This window comes from Ruminococcus flavefaciens MA2007 (assembly GCF_000621845.1).
Classification (GTDB): Bacteria; Bacillota; Clostridia; order Oscillospirales; family Ruminococcaceae; genus Ruminococcus; species Ruminococcus flavefaciens_E.
In genome coordinates this window covers 94,169-113,829 of sequence record NZ_JHXF01000013.1, presented here as the reverse complement: position 1 = coordinate 113,829, position 19,661 = coordinate 94,169, and the positions used below count along the sequence as shown (strand labels likewise).

Annotated in this window: 18 protein-coding genes and 1 riboswitch; of the genes, 11 read left to right on the top strand and 7 right to left on the bottom strand. The window is 48.0% G+C overall.

The features are described 5' to 3' along the window. The coding region (locus T497_RS0107665) for an IS200/IS605 family transposase (protein WP_028515115.1) at window positions 1-207 on the top strand (207 nt) is incomplete at its 5' end. Between the two features lie 151 nt (window positions 208-358). On the opposite strand, the gene T497_RS0107660 is transcribed toward T497_RS0107665, so the two are convergent. The 7 genes from T497_RS0107660 to hrcA form a co-directional block, all read right to left on the bottom strand. Continuing rightward, on the bottom strand, window positions 359-793 hold the full coding sequence (locus T497_RS0107660) for a hypothetical protein (protein WP_028515114.1): 435 nt from the start codon (window positions 791-793) through the stop codon (window positions 359-361). 50 nt (window positions 794-843) lie between these two features. Beyond that, window positions 844-1,239 carry a DUF6483 family protein gene (locus T497_RS0107655; RefSeq protein ID WP_028515113.1) on the bottom strand — a complete coding sequence of 132 codons (396 nt, stop codon included), beginning with the start codon at window positions 1,237-1,239 and terminating at the stop codon, window positions 844-846. Between the two features lie 66 nt (window positions 1,240-1,305). Continuing rightward, window positions 1,306-2,454 carry a molecular chaperone DnaJ gene (gene dnaJ, locus T497_RS0107650; RefSeq protein ID WP_028515112.1) on the bottom strand — a complete coding sequence of 383 codons (1,149 nt, stop codon included), beginning with the start codon at window positions 2,452-2,454 and terminating at the stop codon, window positions 1,306-1,308. Window positions 2,455-2,615: 161 nt separating this feature from the next. Further along, window positions 2,616-2,774, bottom strand: coding sequence for a hypothetical protein (locus T497_RS18240; protein WP_196243024.1), 159 nt, complete (start codon window positions 2,772-2,774; stop codon window positions 2,616-2,618). 2 nt (window positions 2,775-2,776) lie between these two features. Further along, a complete protein-coding gene (gene dnaK / locus T497_RS0107640) occupies window positions 2,777-4,648 on the bottom strand; it encodes a molecular chaperone DnaK (RefSeq protein WP_028515111.1) in 1,872 nt (623 codons plus the stop codon). A gap of 121 nt (window positions 4,649-4,769) precedes the next feature. Then, window positions 4,770-5,333 (bottom strand): nucleotide exchange factor GrpE, encoded by a 564-nt coding sequence (gene grpE, locus T497_RS0107635; RefSeq protein ID WP_028515110.1) that lies wholly within the window; start codon window positions 5,331-5,333, stop codon window positions 4,770-4,772. Window positions 5,334-5,349: 16 nt separating this feature from the next. Continuing rightward, window positions 5,350-6,393, bottom strand: a complete 1,044-nt coding sequence (hrcA, locus tag T497_RS0107630; RefSeq protein WP_028515109.1) for a heat-inducible transcriptional repressor HrcA — start codon at window positions 6,391-6,393, stop codon at window positions 5,350-5,352. Window positions 6,394-6,641: 248 nt separating this feature from the next. Beyond that, window positions 6,642-6,756: riboswitch (THF riboswitch) on the top strand. Between the two features lie 66 nt (window positions 6,757-6,822). Here hrcA and T497_RS0107625 point away from each other — a divergent pair. The 10 genes from T497_RS0107625 (at window position 6,823) to T497_RS18235 (ending at window position 19,613) form a co-directional block, all read left to right on the top strand. After that, a complete protein-coding gene (locus tag T497_RS0107625) occupies window positions 6,823-7,383 on the top strand; it encodes a folate family ECF transporter S component (RefSeq protein WP_028515108.1) in 561 nt (186 codons plus the stop codon). Beyond that, window positions 7,380-8,660 carry a bifunctional folylpolyglutamate synthase/dihydrofolate synthase gene (locus T497_RS0107620; protein ID WP_028515107.1) on the top strand — a complete coding sequence of 427 codons (1,281 nt, stop codon included), beginning with the start codon at window positions 7,380-7,382 and terminating at the stop codon, window positions 8,658-8,660. The genes T497_RS0107625 and T497_RS0107620 overlap by 4 nt, the downstream gene beginning before the upstream one ends. Window positions 8,661-8,853: 193 nt before the next feature. Further along, window positions 8,854-9,438 (top strand): accessory gene regulator B family protein, encoded by a 585-nt coding sequence (locus tag T497_RS17440; protein WP_051530572.1) that lies wholly within the window; start codon window positions 8,854-8,856, stop codon window positions 9,436-9,438. Next, window positions 9,435-10,160 (top strand): LytR/AlgR family response regulator transcription factor, encoded by a 726-nt coding sequence (locus T497_RS0107610; protein WP_028515106.1) that lies wholly within the window; start codon window positions 9,435-9,437, stop codon window positions 10,158-10,160. The genes T497_RS17440 and T497_RS0107610 overlap by 4 nt, the downstream gene beginning before the upstream one ends. A 3-nt stretch (window positions 10,161-10,163) precedes the next feature. Further along, entirely contained in the window at window positions 10,164-11,495 is a 1,332-nt protein-coding gene (locus T497_RS0107605; RefSeq protein ID WP_028515105.1) for a sensor histidine kinase, read from the top strand. Between the two features lie 217 nt (window positions 11,496-11,712). Next, window positions 11,713-11,868, top strand: coding sequence for an AgrD family cyclic lactone autoinducer peptide (locus T497_RS18010; protein ID WP_080693324.1), 156 nt, complete (start codon window positions 11,713-11,715; stop codon window positions 11,866-11,868). Between the two features lie 773 nt (window positions 11,869-12,641). Further along, complete coding sequence (locus T497_RS0107595; RefSeq protein ID WP_028515104.1) at window positions 12,642-15,266, top strand: cation-translocating P-type ATPase; 2,625 nt, start codon at window positions 12,642-12,644, stop codon at window positions 15,264-15,266. A gap of 185 nt (window positions 15,267-15,451) precedes the next feature. Further along, window positions 15,452-15,949, top strand: coding sequence for a GNAT family N-acetyltransferase (locus T497_RS0107590; RefSeq protein ID WP_028515103.1), 498 nt, complete (start codon window positions 15,452-15,454; stop codon window positions 15,947-15,949). Between the two features lie 230 nt (window positions 15,950-16,179). After that, entirely contained in the window at window positions 16,180-19,401 is a 3,222-nt protein-coding gene (gene carB, locus T497_RS0107585; protein WP_028515102.1) for a carbamoyl-phosphate synthase large subunit, read from the top strand. Window positions 19,402-19,439: 38 nt separating this feature from the next. Then, window positions 19,440-19,613 carry a hypothetical protein gene (locus T497_RS18235; RefSeq protein ID WP_155266859.1) on the top strand — a complete coding sequence of 58 codons (174 nt, stop codon included), beginning with the start codon at window positions 19,440-19,442 and terminating at the stop codon, window positions 19,611-19,613. Window positions 19,614-19,661 lie beyond the last annotated feature (48 nt).

Below are 19,661 nucleotides of genomic sequence, written 5' to 3'. Positions count from 1 at the left end.
ATATTTGAGCGACATGCAAATCTGAAGTATAAGTACGGTAACAGACATTTCTGGTGTACAGGATATTATGTTGATACAGTAGGAAAGAATGCTAAGAAAATTGAAGAGTATATAAAGAACCAGCTGCAAGAAGATATTATGACAGACCAGTTAAGTTTGTTTGAAACAACAGACCCGTTCACTGGAGAAAAGTATAAGAAGAAGTAAAAACCCCTTAAGGGGTAGCTGAGAATGAAATGCAGTTGGCAGACCTTTCTCAGCCCACTTAAGGGGCAGTGTCCGTATCAAGCCCTTCTAGGGCTTCCTCAAACCACCCGTTTTACGGGTGGTTTTGATTAATTCGCGCAGTACGCCCATTCTACAGATACGCCCTTACGTCAGTACAGAGCTTGTCCTCGGCACTGATTATGCGTTTTGCGATATCCTTTGAGCGCTCGTCGGCAGCCTGATACTTGTTGAGATAGCGGCTAAGGGACTTTACTCCCATATTGCAGCCGTCTGTGATAAGGTCCGCAACGGTGCTGTCGGACTCGTTCATTTTCAGCTTCACGTTGGTCTTTACCCACGACATACCCTTAGCCATAGCCGCAGGCTCCTTGCCCTCGTCGTGATACTCCCCGAGAAGCCCCTGCAAGTCCGCTTTCAAGCCGTCGTGCTCCTCAGAGCTGTCCTGCAATACTCTTTTCAGGTCGTGGCTGCTGACGTAGCCGAGGACGTCCCCGATAGAGGATATACCCATTTTTACACCTGCGTCGCACTCACGAAGCAGCTTTATAGTGTCCTGTTCTACCATAAAAACACCTCCCTTTGCGGATATTATGTCCGCTTCGGGAGGTTTTATACTTATTTGCTGACTTTTTCCTCTTCTTTTCCGAAATAAAGCTCCGTCATCTGCTCCAGACCGAATTTTTCGGCAAAGCTTTCAAAATCCTCACGCGCCTTTACGAGGCTGTATCCATTTTCGATGAAGAAGTCCTCGTCCAGTTCGCAGAGCTGGTTGTAAAACTCAAGACCTACCATAAGATTTTCCTTGGTGTTGTTGTCGGCAAGTCTGTTCAGTTCGTCGACAGCGTCCTGTATCTCGCCGTCTTTTACCTTGTCGGCAAGGTACTCGACTTTCTGTCTTTCGCGCTGATGAAGCATCAGCGTCATGGAGTCAGCCTTTTTTCCAAAAAGCACCTTTGCAATGACTGCGGTTATTTCCCTTATCTGCCGCATAATGAAATCCTCTTCATACATAAATAAGCCTCCTTTCGGTATAAAAACAGACCTGCTGCGCTGTTTGCAACAGGTCTGTATCTGTTGTCAAAAATCCAGCTTTGAGCGGAGCTTTTCAAAGAAGCTCTGGCGCTTAGCGTAGTTTTTCTCTGTAAGTGAAGCCTCGAACTCCTTCAGCAGGTCTTTCTGCTTCTTGGAAAGGTTCTTGGGGACCTCAACGTATATCTTTACGTACTGATTGCCGCGGTCTGTGCGGTGAAGTCTCTGAACGCCCTTGCCCTTTAAGCGGAAGATAGTGCCTGTCTGAGTGCCCTCGGCTATGGTGTACTTAACGTCGCCGTCGATAGTAGGTACGGTTATCTCAGCGCCGAGAACAGCTTCCATGTAAGTAACAGGGATATCGCAGTGTATGTCGAAGCCCTCGCGTCTGAAGATAGGGTGGGACTTTACGTTGATACCAACGAGGAGGTCGCCGTTAGGACCGCCGTTTACGCCGCAGTCGCCCTGACCGCCTACGCGGAGCGTCTGTCCGTCGTCGATACCTGCAGGGATATCAATGGAAACGTTCTTCTGTACTCTGATACGTCCTACTCCGCGGCACTTGCTGCATGGGCTCTTGATTATCTTGCCCTTTCCGCCGCAGTGCGGACATGGTTTTGTTGAGGATATAGCACCGAACGGAGTACGCTGAGTAGCCTTGATAGAGCCTCTGCCCTGACAGTCGGGACAGATATCGGGCTGAGTACCGGGTTCTGCGCCCGAGCCCTTACAGCTGTCGCATACACACATACGGTTTACCTTGATATCCTGCTTTTTGCCTGTGCAGGCTTCCATAAAGGTGATGGAAACAGTATCCTGTATATCCGCACCTCTTCTGGGAGCGTTTGCGTTGGAGCGCTTTGAGCCGCCGCCGAAACCAAAGCCGCCGAAAATACTGCCGAGGATATCGTCCATATCAGCAAAGCCGCCGAATCCCTCCATGCCGCCTGCGCCGCCGCCGTAGCTGGGATCAACGCCTGCATGACCGAACTGGTCGTAGCGGGCACGTTTTTCCGGATCGGAGAGGACCTCGTTAGCCTCGTTTATCTCCTGAAACTTCTCGACGTAAGACGGATCGTCGGGGTGAAGGTCGGGGTGGTTTTCTCTTGCCTTTTTACGGAAGGCTTTTTTTATCTCGTCCTCGGAAGCGCCTTTTTGCAGACCAAGGACTTCATAGTAATCTCTTTTCTCAGCCATATATTTATTCTCCTTATTAGTGAGTAGTGAGTAGAGAGTAGAGAGTAGTGTGCAGAAGTTTGAATAATTACTACTTTCTACTTACTACTTTCTACTTACTAATTTACCGCGCCTGTAAATACACCTTTAGGGCGGAATGATTTTCCGCCCTAAAAACCTTATCAACCGTTTTCTATCGAATCCTCATATTTACCCCTGCCGCCGTCGTAATCGCCAAGGTCGTCGTTGGCAAAGCCTGCGAACCACTTTAGTCCGAAATACGCCAAAGCAGCCAGAGCAGCTATGATGATTATAGTTTTTACAGTTTTATTGATCTTCATCATCAAACCTCAGTGAAGTCTGCGTCAACTACTCCGTCGTCGTTTCCGCCCTGTGAAGCGCCTGCGTCAGCAGCACCGCCCATGTTAGCGAACTGTGAAGGATCAATACCCTGTGCGCCTGCTGCACCGTTAGGAGCTGCCTGCTGGTAGATCTTTGCAGAGAGGTCGTAGAATGCCTTCTGGAGGTCTTCCTTGAGAGTCTTTATCTCGGAATCGTTGTTTGCTTCGATAGCAGACTTGAGTGCAGCGCACTTGGACTCGATATTTGACTTTTCGTCAGCAGATACCTTGTCGCCGAAGTCTGTGAGAGCCTTCTCGCACTGGAATACAAGGTTCTCAGCCTCGTTCTTGTTGTCAACAGCCTCACGGCGCTTCTTATCCTCAGCAGCGTACTGCTCAGCTTCCTTGACAGCCTTGTCGATGTCGTCCTTGGACATATTTGTGGAAGAAGTGATAGTGATGTTCTGCTCCTTGCCTGTGCCGAGATCCTTAGCGGATACGTGAACGATACCGTTCTGGTCGATATCGAATGTTACTTCGATCTGAGGGATTCCTCTTGGAGCAGGAGCGATACCGTCGAGACGGAAGGTACCCAGCTGCTTGTTGTCGCGTGCGAACTCACGCTCACCCTGAAGTACGTTGATATCAACAGCAGGCTGATTGTCTGCGTATGTTGAGAATACCTGTGACTTCTTTGTAGGGATAGTTGTATTTCTTTCGATCATTCTTGTGCAAACGCCGCCTGCTGTCTCAATACCGAGTGAAAGCGGTGTAACATCGAGGAGGAGGAGACCGTTCTTAACGTCGCCGCCGAGAACGCCGCCCTGATATGCAGCACCGAGAGCTACGCACTCGTCAGGGTTGATGCCCTTGAATGGCTCCTTGCCGATGAGCTTCTTAACAGCTTCCTGTACAGCAGGGATTCTTGAAGAACCGCCGACCATGAGCACCTTGTTGATCTCTGAGATGTTGAGACCGCTGTCGCTGAGAGCCTGTCTTACAGGTCCCATTGTAGCTTCAACGAGGTCAGCTGTGAGCTCGTTGAACTTAGCCTGTGTAAGTGTGAGGTCGAGGTGCTTAGGTGTGCCCGAAGCGTCAACAGTGATGAAAGGAATGTTGATATTTGATGTTGTTGTAGATGAAAGCTCTATCTTGGACTTTTCAGCTGCGTCCTTGAGTCTCTGGGCAGCCATCTTGTCAGCTGAAAGGTCGATGCCCTCAGTCTTCTTGAACTCCTCAACTATCCAGTTGATGATACGCTGGTCGAAGTCGTCGCCGCCGAGACGGTTGTTACCTGCTGTAGCAAGTACCTGCTGAACGTCCTCGCCCATTTCGATGATAGATACATCGAATGTACCGCCGCCGAGGTCGTAAACCATAACGGTCTGCTCCTCTTCCTTGTCGATACCGTATGAGAGAGCAGCTGCTGTAGGCTCGTTGATGATACGCTTAACGGTAAGACCAGCGATCTGACCTGCGTCCTTAGTAGCCTGTCTCTGTGAGTCTGTGAAGTAAGCAGGAACTGTGATAACAGCCTCTGTTACAGGCTCGCCGAGGTAAGCCTCTGCGTCAGCCTTGAGCTTCTGGAGGATCATTGCTGATATCTCCTGAGGAGTATAGTTCTTGCCGTCGATAGCAACTTTATAATCAGAACCCATGTGTCTCTTGATAGAAGAAACTGTTCTGTCGTGGTTTGTGATAGCCTGTCTCTTAGCCACCTGACCTACGAGACGCTCGCCGTTGTTTGTGAAAGCTACAACGGAAGGAGTTGTTCTTGCACCTTCGCTGTTGGGGATAACTACAGCGTTACCGCCCTCCATAACAGCTACGCAAGAGTTAGTTGTACCAAGATCGATACCAATGATTTTTCCCATAATAAATTCCTCCTAATTTCTAATTCATAATTCACAATGCATAATTGAATTATGAATGTAGTTTACTTGTGTTGATCGCATAATTATGAATTATGCATTATGAATTGTTTAGCGCTTTGCGCTAAACTGCCACTGCCACCATAGCAGGTCTTACAAGCTTATCCCCGAGCATATAGCCCTTCTGGAATACAGAGCAGACGTGATTGCTTGCGTAATCCGTTCCGTCAAGCTGCTGTATCGCGTTGTGTACGTTTGGATCGAATTCCGCCCCGAGAGCTTCTATCTCGGTAACGTTCATCTGTGTAAGGAAGTTCTTGAACTGATTGTATATCATCGCCATTCCGTTCTTGAAGTTCTCGTCTGCACATTCGGCTTCAAGAGACCTCTCAAAGCTGTCAAGCACGGGGAGAAGCTTCTCAACACACTGAACGGAAGCGTTCTGATATGTCTCTGTCTTTTCCTTGGCTGTTCTCTTGCGGTAGTTGTCGTACTCCGCAAATAACCTCAGGTACTTGTCGTTTGCCTCTGCGAGAGCCTCCTCCATATCCGCGAACTGTGCGGCGGAGTCGTTGTACTCGCTGGCTGCGTCAGCTTCATCGAGCTCGTCGGAGTTTTCCGCAGCTTCTTCTGCCATATCCTCTTCCAGCTCTTCAAGAAGCTCCGTTTCCTTCTCGTTCTCTTCCATCGGTCATTGCTCCTTTCTATGGCTCCTGTGTATCTGACGGAGCGCTTATAATGTCATCGTCGCCGTCCATGAGAGCAGATATCTTCTGCGTCAGGTACTCGACGTAAGGGATTATCTTTTTGTAATCGACTCTCATAGGACCTATTATTCCGAGAGAGCCTGCCTCCTTGCCGCCCTTGCGGTACTTTGAGACTATAAGGCTTGAATTGCCTATTGCGAAGCTGTCGTTTTCAGAGCTGAACTTTACCTGTATTCCGCTGAATGCGTTTTCAAGGAGCTCTGAAAGACCGTCCTTGTGTTCGATGAATCTCACGACTTCCATTTTGTCAAGCTCCTCGCAGGACAGAAGCTTTTCGCTTCCGCTGACTGTGAGCTCCTGCTGACGCAGGTCCTCAGAGAGCTCGCATATGCCCTTTACCAGCGGTGAAAGGGACACCATGTAGGCGCTTACCGCCGCTACCATTTTGTCGAACATTTCCTCAGAGAGGTCGTCAACTGAGACGCCGCTGAGGTTTTCCTCTATATAATGTGTAAAGAAATCCAGCTGTTCATGGCTGAGGTCGAATTCCAGTCTGCAAGCCTTGTTTTTAATGCTTCCGTTTGAGGTTATGAGGAGTATCACATACAGGCGCTTTCCTGTAGGTATTACCTCTACCTTTGAGATAACCGAGAATCTCGGAACAGCGTTGGTAACTACTGCGGCGCAGTGAGTTATCTCCGTGAGGGCTGTTGCGGCGTTCTGTACAAGGAGCTCCTCGGGAGTATCCTTGTCGCCCAGCATTTCGTCCAGCATTCTCTTCTCTTCTTCGGGAAGATCGTGAGGAGTCATAAGCTCGTCGATGTACAGCCTGTAGCCTTTGAATGTAGGAACTCGTCCTGCCGAGGTGTGAGGCTGTTCAAGATAGCCCATCTGTTCCAGAGCAGCCATATCATTTCTGATAGTAGCGGAGGAAACATTTATATTTTCAAGCTTCGAGATCGATTTCGAGCCGACGGGTTCGCCCGTTCTGACATATTCGTCAACCACAGCAGCAAGTATTCTGAGCTTTCTGTCGTCCACGATACTCACTCCCTTCAATCTCGTTAGCACTCTAACTCTTTGAGTGCTAACTATAATTTATCACTATTATGGTAATTTGTCAAGGGCTTTATACATTTTCGGCTTTTTGACCTATTTTTACCACCTGTGTATGTGCATTTAGAGCAAATTGACAAAGAGTATAAACGGGTGTTTTTTCGTGTGTTATTCTATTGACAAACGCTATTCTCTGCTGTATAATGATAGTGCAGTAAGGTACTGCGATATTTTGAAGAGTAAAAATGTGTTCGTTATACCATTCGGTATTCCAGTGTTGACTGAACGGGGAGTTGTCAGTCAAACGAAAAGCTAAGGCTTACGGTTCACATTTTGCATCCCGCTTCATAGGACAATATAAGAGACTATGCCTTCTTTTCTTGTCGTATGAGTGAGGAAAAGGAGGATTTTTTTATGGCTGCAAACAACAAAACAGCTGCAATGAAGTCTGGTATCAGACTTTTCGGCAGCACAAAGGTACTGGTGCTGGCTGCGCTTCTCATCGCTATCAGCATCGTGGGCAAATCACTGAGAGTAGACTTTTTCAGCGTTATCCGCATAAGCGCCGAGACTCTGCCTATCCTTATGGCAGGTATCTTCTTCGGACCGTTCATCGGTGCGGCAGTAGGTGCAGGCGCTGACCTCATCGGCTGCTTCGTAACAGGTATGACTCCGATGCCCCTTATCACAGTAGGCGCTGCTGCTACAGGCTTTTTCGCAGGACTTTCCTACAATTATATATTCAAGAGCAAGCAGCTCCCGAGAATTGCCTGCGCAGTAGGTATCGCAAGACTTATCGGCTCGCTGGCTATAAACACAACAGGTCTTTACTTCCTGTTCCCTGCAATGAGACCGCAGCTTGTCTGGAGACCTTTGACCAACCTTATCATGGGAATCATCGAGACATTCATCATCTATATGCTCATGAGCAACAAGGCTTTCACAGCGCAGCTTGAGAAGATAAAGAGAAAATGAACTTCACGGAAGCGCTGGGATACATGAAAAAGGCTGCCGAAAGAGGCAGCGTACTGGGACTTAGCCGTATAACGGAGCTTCTCCGCCTTATGGATAATCCGCAGGACAAGGTAAAGACTGTCCACATTGCAGGCACCAACGGCAAGGGCTCTTTCGGTGCCATGCTCACATCTGTGCTGAAAAGCGCAGGCTATAAAGTCGGCGGTTTCTCTTCTCCTGCCATAACCAAGGTCACGGACAGCTTCCGCATTGACGGTGAGGAGATAGGGGAGCAGGACTTTGCAGACCTTATCGGCGATATAGCTCCCATATGCGAGAGCATGACCGAAAAGCCCACGGAGTTTGAAGTCCTTACGGCGGCGGCTTTTGAGCTTTTTGTGCGGAAGGGCTGCGATATAGCCGTAGTCGAATGCGGCATGGGCGGAGATACCGACTCCACCAATGTTATCAAAGCTCCCGTATTATCGGTAATAACCAATGTCCAGAAAGACCACGGAGCTTTTCTCGGCGACACTATTGCGGAGATAGCCTCCCATAAATGCGGCATTATCAAACAGGGCAGACCTGTTTATTTTGGCGGAAACAGCGAGGAAGTCTACGAGATAGCTGCCGATACCGCAAAAAAGCTTGGCTGCGAGCTGTTTATCCCCGATTATTCGCAGTTCTCATGGTCTGAGGACAGCTGTACCATAAACGGAACGGAGCTGACCTATAAGGGCGAAAAGCTCCATATACCGCTTCTCGGCACCTATCAGCGCGAAAACGCCGTGAATGTGCTGAGCTGTATAGAGATACTCTGCAGGGAGGGCATTGATATCCCCGAAAGCGCAGTCCGTCAGGGACTTGCAGATGTGAAATGGCACGGACGCTTCGAGGTCATCAGCAGAGAGCCTCTTATTATATATGACGGTGCTCACAATCCCGACGGCATACGCTGTGCGACGGACAGTATCCGCCGATACTTCGGCGATAAAAAGGTCGTACTGCTCATCGGCGTAATGGCTGACAAGGAGTACGGTCTGTATGCGGATATGCTGGGAGAGCTTACCGATACCGCCTTTGCGGTAAAGCCCGATAATCCGAGGGCTCTTGACAGCAAAGCCCTTGCGCAGGCGCTTACGGAGCGTGGTATGCGTACACTGCCCTTTGAGGAATATGCCGAGGGTGTAAGAGCTGCCCTTGACTACGCAAAGAAGCAGGGTATGCCTCTTATCGCACTGGGTTCGCTGTATATGTATCAGCAGTTCACGGACGCATCAAAAGATATTATAATATGATACAAAGCCGCAAAGCTGAAAAGTTTTGCGGCTTTTTTTGCAGCTGTCCGCATAAAAATGGATATATGATATATAATTGTTTTACTTGTTGATATTATAAAGGTGAAATTTATACCGAGAATATTGACTTTTTGCTAATTTGTGATATAATTAAACTGATTAGTAATTCGTGTATGGGATATAGGATATAGAGATGGACAAATTAATAGATTCTATCATGGAAAAGCTTCTCAGCGGCGGTTACGTCAGGGAAGACGAGGCAGATATAGTCCGTTTCGGGCTTGAGCTGAACATCATGAAGGTGCTCATATCTGCTGCTATGCTGGTTACTGCCATTATATTCGGCAGTGCACCTTCGGCACTCGTTTTCATGGCGGTATATCCGCCTCTGCGCTCATGCTGCGGCGGTTATCATGCTAAAACGCGGACTGCCTGCTTTATATTGTCCATGGCTGTGATGAGCTCTGTCATTGCGGCTTCTCAGCTTATGCCTTCTCGGGCTTTGCTGCCTGTCGGGGCAGCTATGGGCTTAACGGGCTTACTGCTCATTATCCTGTTAGCACCTGTGGAATCCCGTAACAAGCCCTTTGATGACAAGGAGCGCAGGGTATTCCGCAGACGTTCCCTTATAGCAGCCGCAATATCTGCGGCAGTAATAGCTTTACTGGCTGTTTTACAGGCACACCGACTTATGACAGCTTCTGCAATGGCGGTATTCTTCACAGGGATAATGCTTGCGGCAGGCTTATTCTCCAACAGGAAAGGAGCATTGAAATGATATCCATTGCTATATGCGATGATGACAAGGAAGTTATCGACCAGATAAAGGAGCGTATCTCAAAATACAGCACCGCTCATTCTGTAGAGTTTGATGTCCACAGCTTCCGCTGCGGCGAAAAGCTCCTTGAAACGGATATGAACTACGACCTTATCTTTCTTGACATCGAAATGAGCGGTATCGACGGACTCAAGACCGCTCAGGCGATACGTCAGATAGACCGCCGTTCAAGGATAGTCTACGTTACAAGCCACTCCGAGTTCGCTCTGAGGAGCTATTCCGTACACCCCTTTGACTTTGTGCTGAAGCCCTTTGAGGACGAGAGGATAGACAATGTTCTTGACGAGCTGATGCGCTATCTTGCGGAAAACTCCGAAAAGGACGTAGTGATACAGCTGAAGGGCGAGGACGGACCTCTGCTGCTGACGCTGAAAAACATCTATGTCTTTGAATACACGGGAAACCGCCGTATAACGGTCTATACAAAATCGGAGACGTACCGCATAAGGGGCAGCCTTTCCGACGTTTTTGCGCTGATAAACTCAGAGAGCTTCGTTTCTCCCCATAAAAGCTTCATAATAAACATGGAACACATAGATAAACTCAATAATTTCACGCTATACACCACGAACGGTCTTGAAATACCCGTTGCTCAGAAAAAGCTGAAGGAGTTCCAGAAAGAATTCAGCCGTTTCATAAAACACTATATCAGACAGGAGTAAGCTATGTTTTTTGCAGCTAATTTTATTTCAGCGTTAGCTCTGTACATATTTGCATTCGTAACATTCGTAAAGATATATGAATCCAGAAGGAATTCAGTCGTGTTCAAGGCGGCGTTTGCAGTTGTTGCCGCACTGCTCCACGCAGCAGTCAATTCCTTTGGAATGCCTGTTTTTAATGTTACTTATTCATATGTTTCACTGCTTGTACTGACTATACTGTTCTTTAAGCCGAAATATCTCAATTTCCTGATATATAACGCCATATTCCTGGTGATAATGGCAATAATAGAGATGCTGTCGGGAATACTTCTTTCGTTCCTGATAGGCATAGAGTCGCAGGACATACAGAATACGATAGAGCTTTATATCGCAGGCAATCTGCTTAGCTGGCTGTTTATGATAGCCGCTGCCAAGTGCTTTATAATGTATATTTCCGAAAACGGCTTCAGCTCCATACGATTGCAGGAGATAATAATGTTCTTCGTGCTTATAGTCGGAGAGATAGTCATTTTCCAGTACATATACAATACCATTATGGACGGCAAGGCAGGCTACGGCATCGTTATCATCCTGCTGATATTCTTTGCTCTGGACCTTTATCTTACCTATCTTCTGCGAACTCTCTCAAAGGCGTACAAGACGGAACGAGAACTGGAGCTGGTATCTCAGCAGTCTGTTTTACAGCTTAAAGCCTATAACGAGCTCAACGAGAAGTATAATGCTTCAAGACGTGTTATCCACGATGTAAAGAAGCACATTGCCTCTCTGGAGGGACTTATAAACGCCAATAAGGCAGAGGAAGCAGGACACTACAAGGACCTGCTCAACGCCGAGCTGGACAAGCTCATGCCCCGATTTGAGTGCGACGATCCCATTCTCACGGTAGTTATCAACAATAAGCTCGATACTGCGGAGGCTATGAACGTTGATTTCCGCGTGGACGCAGAGTTCACGGATATCGGCTTTATCTCGAACCTTGACGTTACGGCGATATTCTCGAATCTGCTGGACAACGCCTTTGAGGCCTGCAGCGAGCTTCCCGAGGACAAGCGCCGCGTGTGGCTGTCCATAACACGCCGGAACTACTTTGTTTTCATCTATCTTGAAAACAGCTTCGACAAGGTCTCGACCACAGCCAAGAACGAATTCAGGAGCACGAAAAAGAATCACCACGGCATAGGTCTTTCCAATATCCGCAATGCCTGTGCCAAGTACAACGGCAGCTTCAACGCCCATGTTGAGGACAATCTCTTCATTACAGAGCTCCTTATCCCTATCCCCGATGACAAGGAAAAGCAGCAGTCTGAAAAAGTCACGGAAAAGACCGCAGTATGACCTTTTGACGGCTTAAAATATAATATAACGTTAAATCTTAACAAAAATATTATTACTGTAAGAAAATTACCGTTAAACATGAACTATGAGGATAAAAATGCAAATAAACGGCGTTTAGTGCAAAGGTATTGACTTTTTGGCGTTCAGAAATATAATAATATACATAGGCGTCGCCCCAAAGGTGCCTGCACTATCATTATTCAGGAGGGAATTCATTATGAAGAAAACTCGGAATACTGTCAGATCAATAATAATGAAGACAATCGTTTCAAAATCTGTAAAGGCAGCAGAGCAGAATGCAAATTCCGCCTGCATATGGATGTTTAATCAACCAGAGCCCCCCAAGGAACTCAAGAAACTCAGAAAATTTTAACCATCACTTTACATAAAACATCGATCCCCTTAAAAAATTTTCCATCTAATCCTAAATACTTCATTAAATTTTCCTGATAATAATAATGCATCTTTACCGTTCAGAAAACGCCATCTAATCCAATCAACTGATTTATATCCAACATTCCATCACACAAAAAACTCACACAGAAAACTACGCACTACTAATCCATAATGACAGGCAATGAGAGCGTAGTCACTTTTCGGGCGGCTAACCTTAAAACGCAGGCGAAGGTCATAATAAAAACAAAGTGACTGTTTCAAAGCTTGTCGGATCCTTTATAAGACTATACCATTCATATCCCTGAACGGAAAAATGTGAGCTGTCGCCCCCCGATAGCGGTGCATTTTTCCGTCCACCCCCCTTTTTTAACGGTGATTTATCATTGGTATGCCGTTACTTATTCGGAACAAACAATGAACACATAACGCTTTCAGATCTCTCTTAAAAAAACCATCTCTATAAAACACTTGAAAGAAAAAACAAATTTCAGAATTTCCTTTTCAATTGCTTGTTTCGCAGTAAATCATACAGTGATTTTTCATACATCGGGAGTTCCGCTTCAGCTCCCGGCAGAAAAGCTCGTTCCTATGGGACGGGCTTTTTTGTTCCCGTCGGCGATTTTACAGTTTAGTCACAGATACATCTTGACTTTTTTGAAAGTAAATGATAAAATATTATCTGTTTAGTACAGTAATAAAGTGGATTTCACCGCTTTATACTTTAGTGCTGAAGGATATTGGAGGAAAAACATGAAACATTATCTCGAAACCACAGAAAATGTCCTTAAAGAAGTCGAAAGCTCGGCTTCGGGACTTACAGCCGAAGAAGCTGCAAAGCGCCTTGAAAAGGTAGGTCAGAACAAGCTTGACGAAGCTCCCAAGCCTACGCTTCTGGCAAGGTTCATTGAACAGTTCAAGAACCCCATGATACTTGTGCTCCTTGCAGCAGCGGTCATATCCGCAGTTACGGGTATCATCTCTGAGGGAAAGCTTGACGCGGACGTATTCATTATCCTGTTCGTTGTCATCGCAAACGCAGTTCTCGGCGTATATCAGGAAAACAAGGCAGAATCCGCTATCGAAGCATTGCAGGCTATGAGTGCCGCTCAGAGCAAGGTATACCGCTCGGGAGAGCTGGTAGTCATTCCGAGCTCGGAGCTGGTGCCCGGTGATGTCATAGCTCTTGAAGCAGGCGACAATGTCCCTGCGGACTGCCGTATAATAGAAGCTGCCGCATTAAAGGCAGAGGAATCCGCCCTCACAGGCGAGAGCGTTCCCTCGGACAAGGAAAGCGGCGTACTCAGCGGCGAGGAAGTACCTCTCGGCGACAGAAAGAATATGCTCTACATGGGCAGCAGTATCGCTTACGGACGTGCAGAAGCAGTTGTAGTCGCTACAGGCATGAAGACCGAAATGGGCAAGATAGCAGGTGCTATCGCCAATGCCGACGACGATGAGACTCCTCTTCAGAAGAGCCTCGACCAGCTCAGCAAGATACTCTCTATTGCGGTTCTCGTTATCTGCGTTATCATACTCGGTCTGAACATCGTTCAGATGCTTGTAAGAAACGGCTCTGTCACTCTCCCCGGATTCCTTGATTCCTTTATGATAGCTGTCAGCCTTGCAGTTGCGGCTATCCCTGAGGGACTTGCAGCCGTTGTAACAGTCGTTCTCTCTATCGGCGTTACCAATATGTCAAAGCGCGGAGCTATTATCCGCAGACTTACCGCTGTTGAGGCTTTAGGCTGTGCCGAGGTCATCTGCTCCGATAAGACAGGTACTCTCACACAGAACAAGATGACAGTAGTCCACGAAAACACAGATGATAAGGAGCTCCTTGCAAAGGCTATGGCTCTTTGCTGCGACGCTCAGCTCAACTCCGACGATACCGTTGCAGGCGAGCCTACAGAGGCTGCTCTGGTAGCTTACGCCCACAAGTGCGGACTTAAAAAATACGAGCTGGAGGCTGCGACTCCGAGAGTTGCAGAGGCTCCATTTGATTCACTGAGAAAGATGATGTCCACAGTCCACAAGACTGAAAAGGGCTATGTACAGTACACAAAGGGCGCTCCCGACGAGGTGCTGAAAAACTGCACTCATATGTTCAAGGAGGGCGGCGTCCGCATAATGACCGAGTCCGACAGGCTTGAGATACTCCGCCGCAACAAGGAAATGGCAGACCAGGCGCTGAGAGTTCTCCTTGCGGCTTACCGCGAGTATGATGAGCTCCCAAGCGATATCTCTCCCGAGGGACTTGAACACGACCTTATCTACATCGGCATGACAGGCATGATAGATCCTGTCCGTCCCGAGGTAAAGGACGCTATCGGGCTCTGCCGCACAGCAGGCATACGTCCCGTTATGATAACAGGTGACCACAGGGATACAGCCGTTGCTATCGCCAAGGAGCTTGGTATCCTCGGCGAGGGACAGCAGGCTCTCACAGGCGCGGAGCTCTCTAAGATACCCGATGACGAGTTCAACGCACACGTTCAGGACTACAGCGTATATGCCCGTGTTCAGCCTGAGCACAAGGTACGTATAGTAAACGCATGGCGCAAGAAGGGCATGACCACAGCTATGACAGGCGACGGCGTAAATGACGCTCCGTCTATCAAGAGCGCTGATATCGGCGTCGGCATGGGTATCACAGGTACAGACGTTACAAAGAACGTCGCTGATATGGTGCTCACCGACGACAACTTCGCAACTATCGTAGGAGCTGTTGAAGAGGGCAGACGTATCTATGACAATATCCGCAAGGCTATACAGTTCCTGCTTTCCAGCAACCTCAGCGAGGTCCTCTGCATACTTGCGGCAACACTGTTCATCGGCGGCGGCAAGAGCATATTCAGCCCGGTGCACCTGCTCTGGATAAACCTTATCTCGGACTGCTTCCCTGCAATAGCTCTCGGTATGGAGCCTGCTGAGCAGGGTATCATGTCACGTAAGCCAAGAAGCAGCAATTCACACATCTTCTCCGACGGTCTCGGAATTAATCTGCTGTGGCAGGGCGCAGTTATTGCGGCACTTACCTTTGTTTCATATCTTATCGGCTCAAAGACCTCTCCCGAGGCAGGCACAACAATGGCATTCATCACACTCTGCGTATGCGAAATGCTCCACGCATGGAACATGAGAAGCCTCAAGGGCTCTATATTCACAATGAAGAAGCACAACAAGGTACTTATCGGAGCTATCCTGCTCTCAGCAATACTGACCGTACCCGTACTCTTTATCCCTGCACTGAGAAATATGTTCTCACTGGTTTCTCTTTCGGGTATGAATTATCTCTGGGCATTCATTGCAGGCGCCTGCATAGTGCCTGTCGTTGAGATAGTAAAGTGCTTCCAGAGAGCAGCTGATAAGAAGTGAGCAGAACTAAGAGCTAAGAACTAAGATTGTAGGGGCTGATGCCTACATCAGCCCACCAAATATTCAAAACCAACGGGGCGATGTGGGCATCGCCCCCTACATTTTTAATTTCGCATTACGAATATTTTTATTCGGGCGAACGTAACTCGCCCCTACAATTACGCATTGAATAAAGAGGAGTTAACATGAGACTAAGACCATACATACCGAGCCACGACTTCGACGCAATAAAAAACTGGGTGACAGACGAAAGAACAAATGCAATGTGGAGCGCAAATCATGCTCCATATCCTCTTGAAAAGACCGCTTTTGACCAATTTCTTGCGGATATGTACGAAAAACACGGGGACTGCCCTTTTGTTGCCACAACAGACGACGGGATTGTGGTCGGTTTCTTATGCTGCGGCGTATGCTCAAAGACCAATGAAGCTATGCTGGCATTCGTTATCATTGATCCTGCACAGCGCGGAATGGGCTATGGCAGGGAAATGATACAGCTTGCCTCGGAATACTGCATAGATATACTGAAAGCGGACGCGGTACAGCTCAATGTGTTCAGCGTAAACGAAAGGGCACGGAAGTGCTACGAGAGCGCAGGCTTTGCCGAGAGGATAACAACTCCCGAGGCGTTTGCCTTCAGTGGCGAAAAATGGGGCAGGACAAATATGCTTTTCAGCCGTTAGCTTTTGAGGACGTACATGGTGCGTCCTTTTTTGTTTTATAAACAGCCGACAGTCAAAGTTCAACAGTGGGATTTTTGCAGTTTTCCTAAAATTATTCCGCACATCAAGGGGATTTTCTGTATTGCATTTTTCCGTGGATTATGATATTATATAAGGTAAGAAGTTGCGCCATGACGTTTCATGGCAAATATATCAACGTACATTTTCCGTGTACGAGTCAGGAGAATAATATGCCAAAAAGACAGGATATTAACAAGATCATGATAATCGGTTCAGGTCCTATCATCATCGGACAGGCTTGCGAATTCGACTACTCAGGTACTCAGGCTTGCAAGGCTCTGCGCAAGCTGGGCTATGAGATAGTTCTCGTAAACTCAAACCCTGCTACTATCATGACAGATCCCGATGTTGCTGATATTACTTACATCGAGCCCCTCAACCTCGAAAGACTTACTCAGATAATCGAAAAGGAACGTCCTGACGCTCTCCTCCCTAACCTCGGCGGTCAGTCCGGTCTTAACCTCTGCTCAGAGCTGGATCAGGCAGGCGTGCTCAAAAAGTACGGCGTACAGGTAATCGGCGTTCAGGTAGACGCTATCGAGCGCGGTGAGGACCGTATCGAATTCAAGAACGCTATGAGCGCTCTCGGTATCGGTATGCCAAAGAGCGAGGTAGCTTACTCTGTTGACGAGGCTGTAAAGATAGCTGAAAAGCTGAAATATCCTGTAGTTCTCCGTCCTGCCTATACCATGGGCGGCGCAGGCGGCGGAATGGTTTACAATGTAGATGAATTAAAGGTAGTCTGTGAAAGAGGCTTACAGGCTTCTCTCGTTGGACAGGTACTTGTCGAGGAGTGTATCTTCGGCTGGGAAGAGCTGGAGCTCGAGGTTGTCCGCGACGCTGAGAACAACAAGATAACTGTATGCTTCATCGAGAACATTGATCCTATCGGTGTTCACACAGGCGATTCGTTCTGTTCAGCACCTATGCTCACTATCCCCGAGGACGTTCAGAAGACTCTTCAGGAGATGTCATACAAGATAATCGAGTCCATCGAGGTAATCGGCGGCTGTAACTGTCAGTTCGCACGCGATCCTGAGACAGGACGCATCGTTGTTATCGAGATAAACCCAAGAACCTCACGTTCTTCGGCTCTCGCTTCAAAGGCTACAGGCTTCCCGATAGCTCTCGTATCGGCTATGCTTGCCTGCGGTCTTACACTTAAAGACATCGAGTGCGGCAAGTACGGCACTCTTGACAAGTATGTTCCCGACGGTGACTACATCGTTATCAAGTTCGCTCGCTGGGCTTTCGAGAAGTTCAAGGGCGCTGAGGACAAGCTTGGCACTCAGATGAGAGCTGTCGGCGAGGTAATGAGCATCGGCAAGACCTACAAGGAGGCTTTCCAGAAGGCTATCCGTTCACTGGAGACAGGAAGATACGGTCTCGGCTTTGCTAAGAACTTCAACAGCATGACTAAGGAGGAGCTCCTTGCACAGCTCCGTTACCCAACAAGCGAGAGACAGTTCGTTATGTACGAGGCTCTCCGCAAGGGCGCTACAATAGATGAGCTCCACGACCTCACAAAGATAAAGAAGTACTTCATCGAGCAGATGAAGGAGCTTGTTGACGAGGAGGAGGCTCTCCTCAAGAACAAGGGCGCTGTTCCTGCAAACGACGTTCTGAAGCAGGCTAAGCTTGACGGCTTCTCAGACCGTTACCTCAGCTCTCTCCTTGAAGTTTCCGAGGAGGAGATAAGAAACGCTCGTATGGCTATCGGCGTAAAGGAAGCATGGGAGGGCATTCACGTAAGCGGTACAAAGGACGCTGCTTACTACTACTCCACATATCACCTTGACGAGGACAAGAGCCCTGTAAGCACAGAAAAGCCAAAGATAATGATCCTCGGCGGCGGTCCTAACAGAATCGGTCAGGGTATCGAGTTCGACTACTGCTGCGTTCACGCTGCACTTGCTCTTAAAAAGCTGGGATTCGAGTCGATAATCGTAAACTGCAACCCTGAGACAGTTTCAACCGACTATGATACATCTGACAAGCTCTATTTCGAGCCTCTTACACTTGAAGATGTTCTCGCTATACACGAAAAGGAGAAGCCTGTAGGCGTTATCGCTCAGTTCGGCGGACAGACTCCTCTCAACCTTGCAAACGACCTCAAAAAGTACGGCGTAAATATCCTCGGTACAACTCCCGAGACTATCGACCTTGCTGAGGACAGAGACCACTTCCGCGCTATGATGGACAAGCTGGGCATTCCTATGCCTGAGGCTGGTATGGCTGTAAACGCTGACGAGGCTATCGCTATCGCAAACAAGATAGGCTATCCTGTAATGGTTCGTCCTTCCTACGTTCTCGGCGGACGCGGAATGGAGATAGTTCACGACGACGAGATGATGAGAGTTTACATGAATGCGGCTGTAGGCGTAACTCCTGACAGACCTATCCTCATCGACCGTTTCCTCAACCACGCTACAGAGTGCGAGGCTGACGCTATTTCCGACGGCACACACTGCTTCGTTCCATGCGTTATGGAGCATATCGAGCTTGCAGGCGTTCATTCGGGCGACTCCGCTTGTATCCTGCCTTCAAAGAACCTCACAGAGAAGCAGGTAGCTACTATCAAGGAGTACACCAAGAAGATAGCTGTAGAAATGAACGTTTGCGGTCTTATGAATATGCAGTACGCTATCGAGGGCGATACAGTTTACGTTCTCGAAGCTAATCCCCGTGCTTCAAGAACAGTTCCGCTGGTATCAAAGGTTTGCGATATCAACATGGTAAAGATAGCTACAGATATCATCACATCTTCCATCACAGGCAGACCTTCTCCTGTTCCTGAGCTCAAGGACAAGCAGATAGGTCACTACGGCGTAAAGGAAGCTGTATTCCCGTTCAATATGTTCCAGGAGGTAGATCCTCTCCTCGGACCTGAGATGCGTTCAACAGGTGAAGTTCTCGGTATCTCACCTTCATTCGGCGAGGCTTACTACAAGGCTCAGGAGGCTACAAAGAACAAGCTTCCTCTCGAGGGAACAGTTCTCCTCAGCGTATGCGAGAGAGATAAGCCCGAGCTTATCGACATCGCTAAGTCATTCAACGAGCTTGGCTTCCACATCATCGCTACAGGCAGAAGCTATGAGATGATAAAGGAAGCAGGTATCCCATGCGACAAGATATTCAAGATCTACGAGGGACGTCCGAATATCGCTGACGAGATAGCAAACGGCGAGATACAGATGATAATCAATACTCCCGCAGGCAAGACCAGCGTTCACGACGACAGCTATATCCGTAAGGCTGCTATCAAGCACAGAGTTCCTTACATGACAACTATGGCTGCTGCAAAGGCAAGCGCAGAGGGTATCAAGGCTATCAAGAACAATACTCACCTCGGAGTAAAGTCGCTTCAGGCTCATCACGCTGATATCAAGTAATAATTATAAGATCCGCTTCAAACGAAGCGGATTTTTTTATGTGTATTACAAGGGCGGATATTATCCGCCCGTTTTTTGTATCCGATACTTATGCGGTCGGCGGAACTCCCAACAGGAGCCGCGCCCCTCTGTCCTTCGGACATCTCCCCACACTGTGGGGAGTCACCGCCCCTACAGCTAACGGCTCGATTGGTAGGATAACTTTAGTTTAAAGAAGTGACATATGTCATTTTTTTAGTGACAAATGTCATTCAGAAAGT

Bases quoted from the DNA above. Each gene is read 5' to 3' on its own strand.
- T497_RS0107660 (WP_028515114.1), bottom strand. From the start codon at position 793: ATGGTAGAACAGGACACTATAAAGCTGCTTCGTGAGTGCGACGCAGGT.
- T497_RS0107655 (WP_028515113.1), bottom strand. From the start codon at position 1,239: ATGTATGAAGAGGATTTCATTATGCGGCAGATAAGGGAAATAACCGCA.
- dnaJ (WP_028515112.1), bottom strand. From the start codon at position 2,454: ATGGCTGAGAAAAGAGATTACTATGAAGTCCTTGGTCTGCAAAAAGGC.
- T497_RS18240 (WP_196243024.1), bottom strand. From the start codon at position 2,774: ATGAAGATCAATAAAACTGTAAAAACTATAATCATCATAGCTGCTCTG.
- dnaK (WP_028515111.1), bottom strand. From the start codon at position 4,648: ATGGGAAAAATCATTGGTATCGATCTTGGTACAACTAACTCTTGCGTA.
- grpE (WP_028515110.1), bottom strand. From the start codon at position 5,333: ATGGAAGAGAACGAGAAGGAAACGGAGCTTCTTGAAGAGCTGGAAGAG.
- T497_RS0107625 (WP_028515108.1), top strand. From the start codon at position 6,823: ATGGCTGCAAACAACAAAACAGCTGCAATGAAGTCTGGTATCAGACTT.
- T497_RS0107620 (WP_028515107.1), top strand. From the start codon at position 7,380: ATGAACTTCACGGAAGCGCTGGGATACATGAAAAAGGCTGCCGAAAGA.
- T497_RS17440 (WP_051530572.1), top strand. From the start codon at position 8,854: ATGGACAAATTAATAGATTCTATCATGGAAAAGCTTCTCAGCGGCGGT.
- T497_RS0107610 (WP_028515106.1), top strand. From the start codon at position 9,435: ATGATATCCATTGCTATATGCGATGATGACAAGGAAGTTATCGACCAG.
- T497_RS0107605 (WP_028515105.1), top strand. From the start codon at position 10,164: ATGTTTTTTGCAGCTAATTTTATTTCAGCGTTAGCTCTGTACATATTT.
- T497_RS18010 (WP_080693324.1), top strand. From the start codon at position 11,713: ATGAAGAAAACTCGGAATACTGTCAGATCAATAATAATGAAGACAATC.
- T497_RS0107595 (WP_028515104.1), top strand. From the start codon at position 12,642: ATGAAACATTATCTCGAAACCACAGAAAATGTCCTTAAAGAAGTCGAA.
- T497_RS0107590 (WP_028515103.1), top strand. From the start codon at position 15,452: ATGAGACTAAGACCATACATACCGAGCCACGACTTCGACGCAATAAAA.
- carB (WP_028515102.1), top strand. From the start codon at position 16,180: ATGCCAAAAAGACAGGATATTAACAAGATCATGATAATCGGTTCAGGT.
- T497_RS18235 (WP_155266859.1), top strand. From the start codon at position 19,440: ATGTGTATTACAAGGGCGGATATTATCCGCCCGTTTTTTGTATCCGAT.